At 62.1% G+C, this 15,281-nt stretch carries 14 protein-coding genes; 11 read left to right on the forward strand and 3 right to left on the reverse strand.

The features are described 5' to 3' along the window. Window positions 1-183: 183 nt before the first annotated feature. The 4 genes from B0G75_RS07550 (at window position 184) to hslU (ending at window position 4,741) form a co-directional block, all read left to right on the forward strand. Window positions 184-1,272 carry a GTP-binding protein gene (locus tag B0G75_RS07550; RefSeq protein WP_106302708.1) on the forward strand — a complete coding sequence of 363 codons (1,089 nt, stop codon included), beginning with the start codon at window positions 184-186 and terminating at the stop codon, window positions 1,270-1,272. A gap of 678 nt (window positions 1,273-1,950) precedes the next feature. Continuing rightward, window positions 1,951-2,370 carry an RNA polymerase-binding protein DksA gene (dksA, locus tag B0G75_RS07555; RefSeq protein WP_012431412.1) on the forward strand — a complete coding sequence of 140 codons (420 nt, stop codon included), beginning with the start codon at window positions 1,951-1,953 and terminating at the stop codon, window positions 2,368-2,370. A 478-nt stretch (window positions 2,371-2,848) separates the two neighbouring features. Beyond that, window positions 2,849-3,385 carry an ATP-dependent protease subunit HslV gene (gene hslV / locus B0G75_RS07560; protein ID WP_012431411.1) on the forward strand — a complete coding sequence of 179 codons (537 nt, stop codon included), beginning with the start codon at window positions 2,849-2,851 and terminating at the stop codon, window positions 3,383-3,385. 9 nt (window positions 3,386-3,394) lie between these two features. Further along, window positions 3,395-4,741: an ATP-dependent protease ATPase subunit HslU gene (hslU, locus tag B0G75_RS07565; RefSeq protein ID WP_106283935.1), complete on the forward strand. Its 1,347-nt coding sequence runs from the start codon at window positions 3,395-3,397 to the stop codon at window positions 4,739-4,741. Between the two features lie 143 nt (window positions 4,742-4,884). On the opposite strand, the gene B0G75_RS07570 is transcribed toward hslU, so the two are convergent. Both B0G75_RS07570 and B0G75_RS07575 read right to left on the reverse strand, forming a co-directional pair. Further along, window positions 4,885-5,427 carry a response regulator transcription factor gene (locus tag B0G75_RS07570; RefSeq protein WP_012431409.1) on the reverse strand — a complete coding sequence of 181 codons (543 nt, stop codon included), beginning with the start codon at window positions 5,425-5,427 and terminating at the stop codon, window positions 4,885-4,887. Next, window positions 5,424-6,734 (reverse strand): ATP-binding protein, encoded by a 1,311-nt coding sequence (locus B0G75_RS07575; protein WP_106302711.1) that lies wholly within the window; start codon window positions 6,732-6,734, stop codon window positions 5,424-5,426. The genes B0G75_RS07570 and B0G75_RS07575 overlap by 4 nt, the downstream gene beginning before the upstream one ends. A 133-nt stretch (window positions 6,735-6,867) precedes the next feature. Here B0G75_RS07575 and B0G75_RS07580 point away from each other — a divergent pair, with 133 nt between their 5' ends. Then, entirely contained in the window at window positions 6,868-8,505 is a 1,638-nt protein-coding gene (locus tag B0G75_RS07580) for a tetratricopeptide repeat protein (protein WP_106302714.1), read from the forward strand. A gap of 226 nt (window positions 8,506-8,731) precedes the next feature. On the opposite strand, the gene B0G75_RS07585 is transcribed toward B0G75_RS07580, so the two are convergent. Beyond that, window positions 8,732-8,950, reverse strand: a complete 219-nt coding sequence (locus B0G75_RS07585) for a cysteine-rich CWC family protein (RefSeq protein ID WP_106302717.1) — start codon at window positions 8,948-8,950, stop codon at window positions 8,732-8,734. A 264-nt stretch (window positions 8,951-9,214) separates the two neighbouring features. Between B0G75_RS07585 and argB the strand changes: the two genes are divergently transcribed. From argB to B0G75_RS07625, 6 genes are all read left to right on the forward strand, one after another. Next, a complete protein-coding gene (gene argB, locus B0G75_RS07595) occupies window positions 9,215-10,114 on the forward strand; it encodes an acetylglutamate kinase (RefSeq protein WP_007179687.1) in 900 nt (299 codons plus the stop codon). Between the two features lie 227 nt (window positions 10,115-10,341). After that, window positions 10,342-11,145 carry a pyrimidine 5'-nucleotidase gene (locus tag B0G75_RS07600; protein ID WP_106302723.1) on the forward strand — a complete coding sequence of 268 codons (804 nt, stop codon included), beginning with the start codon at window positions 10,342-10,344 and terminating at the stop codon, window positions 11,143-11,145. Then, window positions 11,112-11,795: a nucleoid occlusion factor SlmA gene (slmA, locus tag B0G75_RS07605; RefSeq protein WP_106302726.1), complete on the forward strand. Its 684-nt coding sequence runs from the start codon at window positions 11,112-11,114 to the stop codon at window positions 11,793-11,795. The genes B0G75_RS07600 and slmA overlap by 34 nt, the downstream gene beginning before the upstream one ends. A 324-nt stretch (window positions 11,796-12,119) precedes the next feature. Then, window positions 12,120-13,265 carry a homoserine O-acetyltransferase gene (locus tag B0G75_RS07615; protein ID WP_106302729.1) on the forward strand — a complete coding sequence of 382 codons (1,146 nt, stop codon included), beginning with the start codon at window positions 12,120-12,122 and terminating at the stop codon, window positions 13,263-13,265. After that, window positions 13,262-13,870, forward strand: coding sequence for a methionine biosynthesis protein MetW (gene metW, locus B0G75_RS07620; RefSeq protein WP_012431403.1), 609 nt, complete (start codon window positions 13,262-13,264; stop codon window positions 13,868-13,870). The genes B0G75_RS07615 and metW overlap by 4 nt, the downstream gene beginning before the upstream one ends. 14 nt (window positions 13,871-13,884) lie before the next feature. After that, window positions 13,885-15,279, forward strand: coding sequence for an AmpG family muropeptide MFS transporter (locus B0G75_RS07625; RefSeq protein WP_106302732.1), 1,395 nt, complete (start codon window positions 13,885-13,887; stop codon window positions 15,277-15,279). Window positions 15,280-15,281: the final 2 nt, after the last annotated feature.

Here is a 15,281-nt window from a genome sequence, read left to right on the forward strand (position 1 = left end):
TAGTTTCAGGGATATTTCCGGCGCCGGCCGCCTGGGCGAAAGTGGACTCGAACCCGTGTCCGCCAGCGTCGCCTTGACAGATATGTTTCAATAACCGCCTGGACGGGCCAGCGCGCCACCCGGCTGCGCGCCCGGCCCACGCATTCGATTACGCACCGTTACACGACCATACAGGCGACCCACATGATCCCAGTCACCATCCTGACCGGCTTTCTCGGCAGCGGCAAAACCACCCTGCTCAAGCGCATCCTGAATGAAAAGCACGGCATGAAGATCGCCGTGATCGAGAACGAGTTCGGCGAAGAGAACATCGACAACGAAATCCTCGTGCAGGACACCGGCGAGCAGATCATCCAGATGAGCAACGGCTGCATCTGCTGCACGATTCGCGGCGACCTGTCGCGCGTGCTGGGCGATCTGGCGGCGCAGAAGCAAGCCGGCACGCTGGATTTCGACCGCGTGGTGATCGAAACCACCGGCCTCGCCAATCCGGGCCCGGTTGCGCAGACGTTCTTCATGGACGACCAGATCGCCAACGAATTCCTGCTGGACGCGATCATCACTCTGGTCGACGCGAAGCACGCGAACCACCAGCTGGACGAACACGAAGTCGTGCAGCGTCAGGTCGGTTTCGCCGACCGCCTGTTCATCACCAAGTCGGATCTGGTCGATGAAAAGCAACTGGCCGATCTGCGTCACCGTCTGCTGCACATGAACCCGCGCGCGGCGATCAAGGTCGTCAATTTCGGCGAAGCGGACATCAAGGAAATCTTCGACCTGCGCGGCTTCAACCTGAATTCGAAGCTCGAGATCGATCCGGACTTCCTCGTTGAAGACGAGCATGCGCACAACCACGCTCACGCCCATGACGAGCATGGCCATACCCACGACGATCACGCCAATTGCGATCACGACCACGGCAAGTGCGATCACGAAGGCCACGATCACGCGCATCACCACCATGCGCACCATGACGACAAGATCAAGTCGTTCGTCTATCGCAACGACCGTCCGTTCGATCCGAACAAGCTGGAAGACTTTCTCGGCGGCATTCTGCAGATTTATGGCGAGCGCCTGCTGCGCTATAAGGGCGTGCTCTATATGAAGGGCGTCGACCGCAAGGTAGTGTTCCAGGGCGTGCATCAGATGATGGGCAGCGATCTGGCCGCAAAATGGCAGCCGATCGAGAAAAAGACCAACAAGATGGTGTTTATCGGCATTGAACTGCCGCAAGACCTGATCACCGACGGTCTGGACGCCTGCCTCGCCTAAGAAGTCGGAAGCCCCGGCTTGCCCGGGGCTCGTCTCTTATTCAGACCGAAAGCCGTGCGACGCGGCATGCGCCGTGCTGATGGCTGAAACGGAAATATGCGTAAAACGCGCGCCGGCCAAATCATCTGCTGAATCCGCCTTGACAGCGGCCGAAAGCTCACTGAAAAGTCGCGCGTATGAAAAGCGCGTGAAAACCCTGCTGTATTAAAGCGTGCACGACCATCGCTTTTTGGTCGTGCGCGCGTTATATTTTCGGGATATCGGGGTGCCGTACGGGGATTTTCACCACTTGCGGCGCTAGATTGTGGTTCAGTTACAATACGTGCCCACTGGAGAATGACAACGAATTGCCCGGTCAGCGCGTATCCCGCGACGGGCCTGAAAGGCGCCGGAAAATCTTATCCGGACGATACGCCGACAATGCCGGCTGGCAGCGCCTGAAAAGGCGCGCTGTCGGCAAGCAATGCCTCAGGAGCATTTGAGAATCGGTTTCCAGAGGAGTTCGGCCCCGCATTAGCGTTGCGACGCCCGGCGTGTGGGCGCCAGGCGCTTCGGCGTCACGACAGTCCACTGTCCGTGCCCGCCTTGGCGCTCAGCGTCTTCGAGGCGCATTTGCGGGCAATACGAAAGTGCGGGCACTATGTAAGAGTTTTGCCTCACATTGAAGAAGTAAGCCAGATGACGACGAAACGACTCTTGACCGAAGCCGAAATCCTGAAGATGAGCGACAAGGATTACATGAATGAGGATCAGCTCGCCTTCTTCAAGAACAAGCTCGAACAACTGCAGGCGGATATTCTCCGCAATGCCGGCCAGACGACCGAGAACCTGCGCGAAACCGTAATCGTGCCGGACCCGGCCGACCGCGCAACGATCGAGGAAGAGCATGCGCTCGAACTGCGCACGCGCGACCGCGAGCGCAAACTGCTGAAGAAGGTGCAGCAGTCAATCGCGCGCATCGACTCGGGCGACTACGGCTGGTGCGAAGAAACCGGTGAGCCGATCGGCATCCCGCGTTTGCTCGCACGGCCCACGGCCACCCTGTCGCTCGAAGCGCAGGAGCGCCGCGAACTGCGCCAGAAGCTGTTCGGCGACTGAATGCTTGCGGCGCGGCTTCGGCTCCGCGCCCTGAAACGCTGCTTCGTCGAGAGGCGCACGGTGAGCCGTGCGCCTTTTTGTTTTGTGTCGCACATATTCGAGGCATTGCCGTAGTGCAGGCTGTTGCCCGCCCTGCCTCGACACCTTCTTGTCGGCGTAACCGACGCATTCGCTCCTGAGTCCATCTGTATTTGTCCTATGCCATTTGCCGGCTCGGGACCGGGATTCGCGCTATCCCAGCTCCGCGCCGTCCGATGCCGCGCGGACGCGCACCCCGCACCAATTCACGTGTTTTTTGTCTTATGCCATTTGCCGGCTCTTGATATGACCGCGCACGCCCTAAAATAAATCGGACATGCGCTGCACGAGCGCGCGCCGGCCGGTTCGTTTGTTTGCGTCGCGCGCCGTCCGCTTTCAGGATTCATGCGGTAGCGCAGTGCGCTGCCGCGTCCTACCCGTTTTGCAAAGAGGAACGCATATGGAGCAATTTCACGGCACGACGATCGTCTCCGTGCGCCGCGGCGACAAAGTCGCGCTCGGCGGCGACGGCCAGGTGACGCTAGGCAACATCGTCATGAAAGGCGGTGCGAAGAAAGTCCGGCGCATCTACAACGGCAAGGTGCTGGTCGGATTCGCCGGCGGCACTGCCGACGCCTTCTCGCTGCTCGACCGCTTCGAAGCGAAGCTGGAAAAACATCAGGGCAACCTCACGCGCGCCGCCGTCGAACTCGCCAAAGACTGGCGCACCGACCGCATGCTGCGCCGTCTCGAAGCCATGCTGATCACCGCGGACGCCACTACCACGCTCGTCATCACCGGCAACGGCGACGTGCTCGATCCGGAAGGCGGCATCTGCGCGATCGGTTCCGGCGGCGCTTATGCGCAAGCCGCTGCGACCGCGCTCGCTCACAACACGGAACTGTCGCCCCGTGAAATCGTGGAGAAGTCGCTGGAGATTGCCGGCGACATGTGCATCTACACGAACCATAACCGCGTTATCGAGACGATCGAGTAAGGACCCACGATGAGCACCATGACCCCTGCCGAGATCGTCTCGGAACTCGACAAACACATCATCGGCCAAGGCCGCGCGAAAAAAGCGGTGGCTGTGGCGCTGCGCAATCGCTGGCGCCGTCAGCAGGTTGAAGATCCGCTGCGTCAGGAAATCACGCCGAAGAACATTCTGATGATCGGGCCGACGGGCGTCGGCAAGACCGAAATCGCGCGGCGTCTCGCAAAACTAGCCGACGCGCCGTTCATCAAGATCGAAGCGACCAAGTTCACCGAAGTCGGCTATGTGGGCCGTGACGTGGACAGCATCGTGCGCGACCTGATCGAAATTTCCGTCAAGCAGACGCGCGAAACGGAAATGCGCAAAGTGCGGACCAAGGCCGAAGATCAGGCCGAAGACCGCATCCTCGACATTCTGCTGCCGAGCGCGCGGCCCGTCGGCTTCGGCGCGAGTTCCAGCGCCGCAGATACCGTCGACGAAGGCAGCACCACGCGCCAGACATTCCGCAAACGTCTGCGAGAAGGCCTGCTCGACGACAAGGAAATCGAGCTCGATGTGGAACAGCCGCAAGTCGGCATGGACATCATGGGGCCGCCGGGCATGGAAGACATGACCGAGCAGATCCGTTCGATGTTCGCGAACATCGGCGGCGGCAAGAAAACGCGCCGCAAGCTGAAGGTGAAAGAAGCGCTGAAGGTCCTCACCGACGAAGAAGCCGGCAAGATGCTGAACGACGAAGAGGTGAAAACCAAGGCCGTGCAGAACGTCGAGCAGAACGGCATCGTGTTTCTCGACGAGATCGACAAGATCGCCTCGCGCAACGAAGCCGGCGGCGGTGAAGTTTCGCGTCAAGGCGTGCAGCGCGATCTGTTGCCGCTGGTCGAAGGCACCACGATCAACACCAAGTACGGCATGGTGAAGACCGATCACATTCTGTTCATTGCGAGCGGCGCATTTCACCTGGCCAAGCCGAGCGATCTGATTCCGGAACTGCAAGGCCGCTTTCCGATTCGCGTCGAACTGGATTCGCTCTCGGTGAACGACTTCGAATCGATCCTGGTGTCCACGGATGCGAGCCTCGTCAAGCAATACCAGGCACTGCTCGCCACTGAAGACGTGCACCTCGAATTCGCCGACGACGGCATTCGCCGCCTCGCGGAGATCGCGTACTCGGTGAACGAAAAGACCGAGAACATCGGCGCACGGCGTCTCTACACGGTGATTGAAAAGCTGCTCGAAGAAGTTTCGTTTGCGGCCGGCAATCACTCGGGCCGGACGGTGCAAATCGACGCGGCTTATGTCGATCGCGCGCTGAACGAAGTAGCCGAAGACGAGGATCTGTCGCGCTACGTGCTGTGATGTCGAAGCCAGGATCGGCCCAGGCAGTTACCGTGTTTTCTGCTTGAGGCGGCTCGGGCGCGACGCATATAAAAAACGGGCTGCCTTTGATAAGGCAGCCCGTTTTTATTTGCTTACGGCAAGCGGCGCCAGGACACCGTCTCTTACTGCTTGACCGGCCGCTTCGCCAGCTTGCGCTGCAGCGTGCGCCGATGCATGTTCAACGCGCGCGCGGTAGCCGAAATATTGCCGCCGTGCTCGGCGAGTACGCGTTGAATATGCTCCCACTCCAGACGCGCCACCGACAACGGCGTGGGATGCTCGATCGCCTCTTCTGCTTGCAACGCGCTTGCTTCACTTTGCAGCGCCGACAGAATCGTCTCGACATTGGCAGGCTTGGCCAGGTAGTTATCCGCACCGTCTTTCACCGCCTGCACAGCGGTGGCGATGCTCGCATAGCCCGTTAGTACCAGCATGCGCGCGTCGGGCTGCAAATCACGCAACGGCGCGACGAGCGTGAGGCCGGAATCGTTGCCGAGATGCAGATCCACCGTGATCTGGCTGAACTTCTGCTGATTCGCCAGCTTGATGGCCTCGTCCGCGTTGTGCGCCTCGCTCACCGTGTAGCCGCGCCGGGTGAGCCCACGAGCGAGGATGCCGGAGAACACCTCATCGTCGTCGATCACCAGAAAATTCATATCGCTCATGCCTGTTTCTCCGTGTTGGATGGCGCAGCGCCTTGGCGGCCTTTGCCAGAAAATTTGCGTCCGGCGAGCGGCAGCTTAAGGACCGCGCGCGTGCCGCGCGGCTTGATCGTGCTGACATCGGTCAGTTCGATCGATCCATTCAGACGCGCCGCCGCCGAAAAAGCCAGATAGAGGCCCACGCCGTGCCCACCTTGCGTACTCTCGACCGGCATCGCTCCGAGCGAGCCGCGCAACGTGGCCGGAATGCCCGGGCCTGCATCACATACTTCGAAGACAATCTGGTCGCCGCGCGCCGCCAGCGCGCAGGACAGCGTCACGTGATCGCGGCTTGCACGCGCGGCGTTGTCGAGCAAAATCGTGAGAATCTGACTCACGGCCACCGTATCGTCAAGACTGACATCCGCCGGCGGCAGACCAACCCGCTCGAATTTCACATGCGGATGACGCAAGCGCCACTGCTCGGCAAACGATTCGAGCCACTCGCCGACCTGCTGCCGGTTAGTGGTTGTCGATGCCCGGCTGCGCAAGCGCGCAAGCGCCGACGTACACAGTGTCATTTGCTGTTCGAGCAATTCGAGATCGGCGCTATAAGGCGCAAGTCCCTTATCGGAACGCGCTGCATCTCGCAATTCTTCGGACAACATGGCAATTGTAGACAACGGCGTACCGATTTCGTGTGCCACGGTAGCGGCCTGCACACCCAAAGCAACCGCGCGTTCGTCGTGGAGCAAGCGCTGCTGCGCGTCTCCGAGCGCTGCGTCACGTAGCCGCAATGCTCGCGACATGCGCGCAACGAACCATGCAATGAGGCCGACGCTGACCATGAAGTTCACCCACATGCCCGCGCGATAGTAGTCGAACAGGTTCGCCGGATTGTCGAGATTCAGCGGTACGGAATCGAAACCGAGGACCGCGTAGCAGGCCACGGCGAACGCTGCGAGCCACGCCATCAGATGCCACGGCAGCACGGCCGCGGCGATGGCGAGCGAGGGCAGATAGAGCGAAACGAATGGATTGGTGGTGCCGCCGGAGAGAAACAGCAGCGCGGACAACGCGCCCAGATCGACCCAGATCTGGCCGAACAACTCCATGTTGGATTCGGGGCGCTGCTGCGAGACGCGCCACCATGTGATTGCGTTGAAGATCACTTCGAGCGCGATCACCAGCAGCATGGCGGGCAGCGGCAAGTGCACGCCGATGAAGATCTGCACGAAGGCAATCGTCATCAACTGGCCAATGATCGCGAGACTGCGCAGCCAGAACAGATGCCCGAGATTGACGCGGCCGGTGTTGGTGATTCGATGCATGACTTTAACTTTGATTTACCTGTTCAGACTAGTCCGACTCACCTCGCGGCCTTGCGTCGGTAACATGGAATTTTTGCGATAGCGCCTAACGGGAACGAACTTTTCTTCGGCTCCTCCATCGCGCAACCCTTCCATGCTACCGACTTCCCACAGCGAGGCCGACGCCTCTTCAGCTTTCCTGACTGTTCTGCGACAAGCCGTCGCAGCCCGGCAGACCGGTACGGCGCAGGCCGAAGCCGACTGCCTCGATGCTGCGGCGCGAATCCATCCACTCGACCACGCATCGCTCAGTTCGCTCACGGCCAAGCTGCTCGAAGAACACCGTTCCGGCGACGCAATCGAACTCGCCGCCATTATTGCCCAACTCGATCCGCGCAACGCTCTTGCACACTTTCGCCTCGGCTACTCGTTGCAGATGGCGAACCGGCATGCCGAAGCCATCGCACCCTATCGGTATGCACTCGCCATCGACCCGCGTTTGCCGCGCCTGCGCAACAATCTCGCCGCCGCGCTGACGTTCACCGGCGGCGATCTGAACGAACAGATCACGCTGCTGGAAAATGCCGTCCGCGATGAACCCGATGAAGGCGACGGCTGGACCAATCTCACGCACGCTTACCGTACGAAAATGGATCTGCCGCGCGCGCTCGAAGCCGGCGCAAAGGCCGTGCAATGCGCGCCGCATAGCCCGCTGGCGCACAACAACTATGCGCTGACGCTGCGTGAGGCGCAACGCTGGGACGACGCGCTGCAAGCCGCCCAAACCGCTTGCACGCTGGCCCCCAACGACGCCTGCATGCGCTCCAATCTCTCCATGCTCCAACTCGTGCGTGCCGATTACGAGCACGGCTGGGCATCGCATGAAGCGCGCTGGGACGGTTCTGCGGAATTGGGCGGCAATCGTCCGGTGATGCCGGCGCCGCTCTGGCGCGGCGAACTGCTCACCGGGAAGACATTGCTCGTATGGGGCGAGCAAGGCATGGGCGACCTGTTGCAGTTCTGCCGCTTCATTCCGATGCTGGCCGAGCGCGTCCATCGCGAAGGCGGCCGTCTCGTCTGGAATTCGTTCCCGCAGATGGGCTCGCTGCTTAAGCGCAGCCTCGGCGGCCATGCGGACGAGTTTTCAGCCGGTGGCGGCGTCGAATCGCTGCCGGCGTTCGATTACGAGATTCCGTTGCTGAGCCTGCCGCTGATTTTCGACACGCACGACGCAACGATTCCGGCGGCGCCCTATTTGCGGGCGGACCCAGCGGACACCAAATCGTGGCAAGAGCGGCTGGCAGGGGAATCGCGCCTGAAAGTCGGGCTAACGTGGACCGGCAGCCACGGCCATCAACGCAATCCGTTCCGGCGTGTCGGCTGGGAACGCTATGCGGCTCACTTCGGCGGCATGCGGGACGTGGCGTTCTATTCACTGCAGCCGGGCGCCGACGCGGACGTAACGGCGGCACGCGCGGCCGGCTTGCCGATGACCGACCACACCGCCGAATTCGCGACCTTCGACGATACAGCCGCGTTTGTCGGCGCGCTCGATCTCGTCATTACGGTTTGCACCTCAGCGGCGCATCTGAGCGGCGCAATCGGCCAGCGCACCTGGGTGCTGCTCGACGTCAACCCGCATTGGGTCTGGTTGCTCGACCGCCACGACAGCCCGTGGTATCCGAGCTCCACGCTTTACCGGCAGCCGCAATTCGGTCAGTGGGAGCCAACGCTGGAAGCCGTCACGCGTGACCTGAGCGCGCTTGCGGCGCAGCACCGCCGGGCGGCGTAAGCGAGCGCCGCTTGCGTGGGCAGATCGCGCTACCGTAAGCCGATGACGCTGTCGCGTGCCGGTGGCGCACCCGTAAGCAGGTGGCACTATCGTAAGCCGGTGACGCTCTCACAAGTCTGCGACGCTGCGTCCGTACGTCAGTGGCACTCTCGTCAGTCGGCAACACTCCCGCGGACAGACGGCACCTCCCCCGAGCTGCGCCGCTTCCCCGGCCTCGCCCCACCAATCACGCGCCACCGGTCCTCGCCTGAGCCGCCTGCGCAATCTCCGCCGCCAGACATTCAGGACACAGACAGCGTCCAGCCGGATCGAGCCGGTCCACCGGCAATGCCGGCATCTCACGGCACCAGCAGTCGAATGGCTGCCCATGCATGGCGCAATCGAACGCGTTGCCGCAGCGCGGGCAGCGCGCGCTGCCTCCAGAACGGGAAACGGACGGTTTCATGACGGACTGGATACCCTCGCTTCATCCGTTATCAGGAAATGATGCCACGACTGGCGAACCACCGTGAGTCGTCCGTTCGGCTAGTTCACAAGCGCCGCAAAAGCGCGGTACGCTTCGTCGTCTGCTGGCGAGTACGGGCTGTGATTGCCGGTGCGCAAAGGCCATGGCGCCCGCCACCCGCGCAACTATCGAAAACCCTGTTGCAGCGCGCCAGTCCTGTACAATTCGCCCTGTTTTAACTGTTCCGTGCCTGAGCCTGCCGCCATGTCCGAGCTTCCCGACCTTTCGCAGATCGCGCCCACCCTCAAGGCTGAAATCCTGGCCGAGGCGCTTCCCTACATTCGTCAGTATCACGGTAAGACCGTGGTCATCAAATACGGCGGCAACGCCATGACCGAAGAGCGGCTCAAGCAAGGCTTCGCGCGCGACGTGATCCTGCTCAAGCTGGTCGGCATCAATCCGGTCATCGTGCACGGCGGCGGTCCGCAAATCGACCAGGCGCTGAAGAAAATCGGCAAACAGGGCACGTTCATCCAAGGCATGCGCGTCACCGACGAAGAGACGATGGAAGTCGTCGAATGGGTGCTCGGCGGCGAAGTGCAGCAGGACATCGTCACACTGATCAACCACTTCGGCGGCCACGCGGTCGGCCTGACGGGCAAGGACGGCGGCCTGATCCACGCGCGCAAGATGCTGATGCCGGATCGCGACAATCCTGGTCAGTACGTGGATATCGGGCAAGTGGGCGAAGTCGAGGCGATCAATCCGGCGGTCGTGAAAGCGCTGCAAGACGACGCGTTCATTCCGGTGATCTCGCCGATCGGTTTCGGCGAAGACGGCCTGTCGTACAACATCAACGCGGATCTGGTCGCGGGCAAGCTGGCGGTGGTGCTGAACGCCGAGAAGCTCGTCATGATGACCAACATCCCCGGCGTGATGGACAAGGAAGGCAATCTGCTGACCGATCTGTCGGCGCGCGAAATTGACGGCCTGTTCGCCGACGGCACGATCTCCGGCGGCATGCTGCCGAAAATCTCGTCCGCGCTGGACGCGGCCAAGAGCGGCGTGCGCTCGGTGCACATCATCGACGGCCGTATCGAGCACTCGGTGCTGCTGGAAATTCTCACCGAACAGCCGTTCGGCACGATGATCCGCTCGCATTGATTGCTGCCTCAAACCCGGCACACGCGGCACGTCAGCATGGCGTGCTCCGTGTGCCGTGCAGTTTCGCGGCACACTCGTACGGTGCGCGCAGCAGCTTCGGCGGCTCGCAGCGAAGCATCGCCACAAAGCACCAACCCGTTCCCTCTTCCTTTGCCGCTACCTGCACCGTGAACCGTTCGCGTTCACCGCGTGAGGCAACTGTTCGCGCCTGAACGGCGTCCTCCACCATGCGCACTCCCACCTCCCGAAACCGTCGTCCGCATATCGCAGGTGGCCGTCCGGTCTGGCTGTTCGATCTCGACAACACGCTGCATCAGGCGTCGCACGCGATTTTTCCGGCAATCAATCAAGGGATGACGCAGTACATCATCGACGCCCTGCAAGTCGACCTCGACGAAGCCAACCGTCTGCGCACCGGCTACACACAACGTTACGGCGCAACGCTGCTGGGCCTGACGCGCCACCATCCGCTCGATCCGAACGACTTCCTGAAGGTCGTGCACACCTTTCCCGATCTCGGCTCGATGATCCGCCATGAACGCGGCGTCGCGCGCCTCGTGGCTGCCCTGCCGGGCCGCAAGATCGTGCTGACCAACGCGCCCGAGGCCTACGCGCGGGCCGTGCTCGCTGAACTGCGTATCGAGCGTCTGTTCGAACAGGTGATCGCCATCGAGCATATGCGCGATCGCCGCCGCTGGCGCGCCAAACCCGACCACGCGATGCTGCGCAAGGCCATGCGCGACGCGCACGTTTCGCTGAAGGACGTGATCCTCGTCGAAGACACGCGCTCGCATCTGAAGAACTACCGGCGGCTCGGCATCCGCACGGTGTGGATCACCGGCCATCTGCCGCGCAAGCCGCACGCGGACGGCGTACCGACACGCCTGCCGGGCACCGGCCGGCCACACTATGTCGATAGAAGCATTCGTTCGTTAAAATCGCTACGACTGAGCACCCGCTCGGTTCGATTGAAGAGACAGCAGACGGGACGACAGCCATGCAGCCGATCGACAAGCCTGACGAAGTCTTAACCGAACACGAACCGAACCCCACGCTCGCCGCTCCGCGCGCGCAGCGCCTGAAGCCGGGCGAGCGCCGCGTGCACATTCTCCAGACGCTCGCCGCGATGCTGGAGGCGCCCAAAACCGAAAAGATCACCACGGCGGCGCTGGCCGCCCGGCTTGGCGTGTCGGAAGCCGCGCTGTACCGTCATTTCGCCAGCAAGGCGCAAATGTTCGAAGGGCTGATCGAGTTCATCGAGCAAACCATCTTCGGGCTGATCAACCAGATCGCCGACAAGGAAAGCAACGGCGTGCTGCAGGCGCGCTCGATTGCGTTGATGCTGCTCAACTTCCCCGCGAAGAACCCCGGCATGACGCGCGTGCTGACGTGCGAGGCGCTGGTCGGCGAGCATGAACGGCTGACCGAGCGCGTCAATCAGATGCTGGAGCGCGTCGAGGCGTCGTTGAAGCAATGCCTGCGGCTTGCGCAAATGGAGGCGAACAACGCTGCGAATTCGGGTGAGAACGCCGTCCCGCTGCCCGCCGGCTACGATCCCGCGATTCGGGCGAGTCTGCTGCTGAGCTATATCATCGGCCGCTGGCACCGCTATGTGCGCAGCGGCTTCGTGCGGCCACCCGCCGAACACGCCGACGCGCAACTGCTCCTGATTCTTCAGTAGTCCGCGCGGCAAGCGCCGCGCCATGCTCTGCGCCCGCGACGCTGCCGCACGAAAATTTCCGCTATACTTTGCGCCTGACTGCGGCACCTCGAACCCTCAAGGGCCGCTGTCCGCAACACCCCGAACACCTGCTTGAAAACCTGTTTGAACACCTGATACGCGCCGATTTGCTGACTCGATTGCGGGCGCGCGAACTGCCGGGAACGTCTCCCTGCGGTTCACTATAAATGCGGCTAAAGAGGTCGTCAGCCGCGCACACAGTCCTTCCTCCGTGCATTCGCCGACGCCGTTTAGCCGCCCAGTTTTTGATAAATGGCGGAATGAATGGAATCGATCGGTATCGTCGCTCCCCACAAAATGCATTTCACCGAGCCTCTGCAGTTGCAGAACGGCAGCTCGCTGGCCGGTTACGACCTGATGGTCGAGACTTACGGCACGCTCAACGCCGCGCGTAGCAACGCGGTGCTGGTGTGCCACGCGCTCAACGCGTCGCACCACGTGGCGGGCGTGTACGCCGACAATCCCAAGGACATCGGCTGGTGGGACAACATGGTCGGCCCGGGCAAGCCGCTCGACACCGACAAATTCTTCGTGATCGGTGTGAACAACCTGGGATCGTGCTTCGGCTCGACCGGGCCGATGAGCATCGACCCGGCCACCGGCAATCCGTACGGCGCGACCTTTCCCGTCGTGACAGTGGAAGACTGGGTCAACGCCCAGGCGCGCGTCGCCGATCAGTTCGGCATCACGCGCTTCGCGGCGGTGATGGGCGGCAGCCTCGGCGGCATGCAGGCGCTCGCGTGGAGCATGATGTATCCGGAGCGCGTCGGGCATTGCATCGTGGTCGCTTCCACGCCGAAGCTGTCGGCGCAGAACATCGCGTTCAACGAGGTCGCGCGCTCGGCGATCCTGTCGGATCCGGATTTTCACGGCGGCAACTACTACGCGCACAACGTGAAGCCGAAGCGGGGCTTGCGCGTCGCGCGCATGATCGGCCACATCACGTATCTGTCGGACGACGACATGGCCGAGAAATTCGGCCGCTCGCTGCGCCGCGCGGAAGGCGCGGTGGACGCGTACAACTTCAACTTCGACGTGGAATTCGAAGTGGAGTCGTATCTGCGTTATCAGGGCGACAAATTCGCCGACTACTTCGACGCGAACACCTACCTGCTGATCACGCGCGCGTTGGATTACTTCGATCCCGCAAAGGCTTTCGACGGCGATCTGACCGCCGCCGTCGCGCACACGACGGCGAAATACCTGATCGCCAGCTTCTCGACCGACTGGCGTTTCGCGCCGGCCCGCTCACGCGAACTGGTGAAGGCGCTGCTCGACCACAAGCGCACCGTCACCTACGCGGAAATCGACGCGCCGCACGGCCATGACGCCTTCCTGCTCGACGACGCGCGCTATCACAACCTGATGCGCGCCTACTACGAACGTATTGCAAACGAGGTGAACGCATGAACCAGCGAGCACTCGATTACCTGGCGCTGCGCCCGGATTTCCGCGCGATCGCGCGCTGGGTCGAACCGCGCGCCACGGTGCTGGATCTGGGCTGCGGCGACGGCTCGCTGCTGTCGCTGCTGACCGAAGAACTGGACGTGCAGGGCTACGGTATCGAAATCAACGACGCGGGCGTACTGGCGTCGACGCAAAACGGCGTCAACGTGATCCAGCAGAACCTGGAAGACGGCCTGCGCCTGTTCGAAGACGGCAGCTTCGATTTCGCGATTCTGTCGCAGACGCTGCAAACCATCCATCAGACGGCGGCGATCCTGCGCGAGACCGTGCGGGTCGGCAAGGAATGCATCGTGTCGTTCCCGAACTTCGGCTACTGGGCGCATCGGCTCTCGGTGCTGCAAGGCCGCATGCCGGTGTCGAAGTCGCTGCCTTATCAGTGGCACAACACGCCGAACGTGCGGGTGCTGACGATCGAGGATTTCGAGGCGCTCGCGCCGGAAGTCGGCATCGAAATTCTCGACCGCGTGGTGCTGCACGACGGTCAGGTGGTGCGCTGGGGCGTGAACTGGCGTGGTAGTCTTGCGGTCTATCGCGTCAAGAAAAGCTAACGCAAGTCATACACATGTCGAACCCGCCGCACGAGGCGCCTGCACTTACCGCTCACGAAGAACATCCCGGCTGGCGCGCGTTCCTGAATACGCGCATGCTCATCTGCGTCTTTCTCGGCTTTACCTCGGGATTGCCGCTGTTCACGCTCGTCTATCTGGTGCAGGCGTGGTTACGCTCAGAAGGCGTCAATCTGAAGGAGATCGGCCTCTTTGCGCTGATCCAGTTCCCGTACACCTGGAAATTCATCTGGGCGCCGCTGATGGACCGCTACGTCCCGCGTTTTCCGGGCTGGCGTCCGGGGAGACGGCGCGGCTGGATGCTGGTCACGCAGATCCTGGTGGCCGGCGCCATCGCCACCCTGGGGTTCGTGTCGCCCAAAGATTCGATCTGGACGGTCGCGGCTTTGACCGCGCTGGTCGCGTTCTTTGGCGCCAGTCAGGACATTGTGATCGACGCCTACCGGCGCGAGCTGTTGAGCGATACGCAGCAGGGTCTCGGCAACGCGGTGCACGTGAACGCCTACAAGATCGCCGCACTGGTGCCCGGTTCGCTCGCGTTGATCCTGTCCGACCATTTGCCTTGGACCACCGTTTTTATCGTGACGGCCGCATTCATGTTGCCCGGCATGGTCATGACGCTGGTAGTGCGCGAACCCGAAGTACACGGCACGCCGCCCAAAAATCTGCGCGAAGCGATCGTGCAGCCGTTCAAGGAATTCATTCAGCGCGACGGCTGGCGTGGCGCGCTGTTCGTGCTCGGTTTCATCTTTCTGTACAAGCTTGGCGACACGATGGCGACCACGCTGTCCACCTCGTTCTTTCTCGATATCGGCTTTTCGCGCACGCAGATCGGGGTGATCGCGAAGACCACCGCGTTCGGTGCGAGTCTGGCGGGCGGGATCGTCGGCGGGATCTGGCTGATGAAAATCGGCATTGGCCGCGGACTGTGGATCTTCGGCGTCCTGCAGATGGTGTCGACGCTCGGCTTTGCATGGCTCGCGCATCTCGGACCGGCTTCGCCCGGTCTCGTGGCGATTTACGACATCGCCGTCGGGCTGAGCGAAGGCACCACGAAGCTGCTGGCGCTGGTGGGCGTCGATTGGGCCGTGCAGCTCGAGCCGCGCTCCGTTGCGCTGGCGCTTGTCTACGGTTTGGAAACCTTTGCCACTGGGCTGACGATGGCGGCATTCACCGCCTATATCGCCAGCACCACCGATCCCCGCTACACCGCCACCCAGTTCGCGCTCTTCACGAGCCTCGCTTCGGTGCCGCGCACGCTGGCTTCCGCAGCGAGCGGGTACGTGGTCGCGCAGATCGGCTGGTTCGACTACTTCATCGTTTGTACCGCGCTGGGGTTGCCCGGCATGTTGCTTTTGCTGCGCATCGCGCCGTGGAGGAAGCAGTCGTGAAG

Origin of the sequence: Paraburkholderia sp. BL18I3N2 (assembly GCF_003001875.1) — a bacterium.
GTDB lineage: Bacteria > Pseudomonadota > Gammaproteobacteria > Burkholderiales > Burkholderiaceae > Paraburkholderia > Paraburkholderia phytofirmans.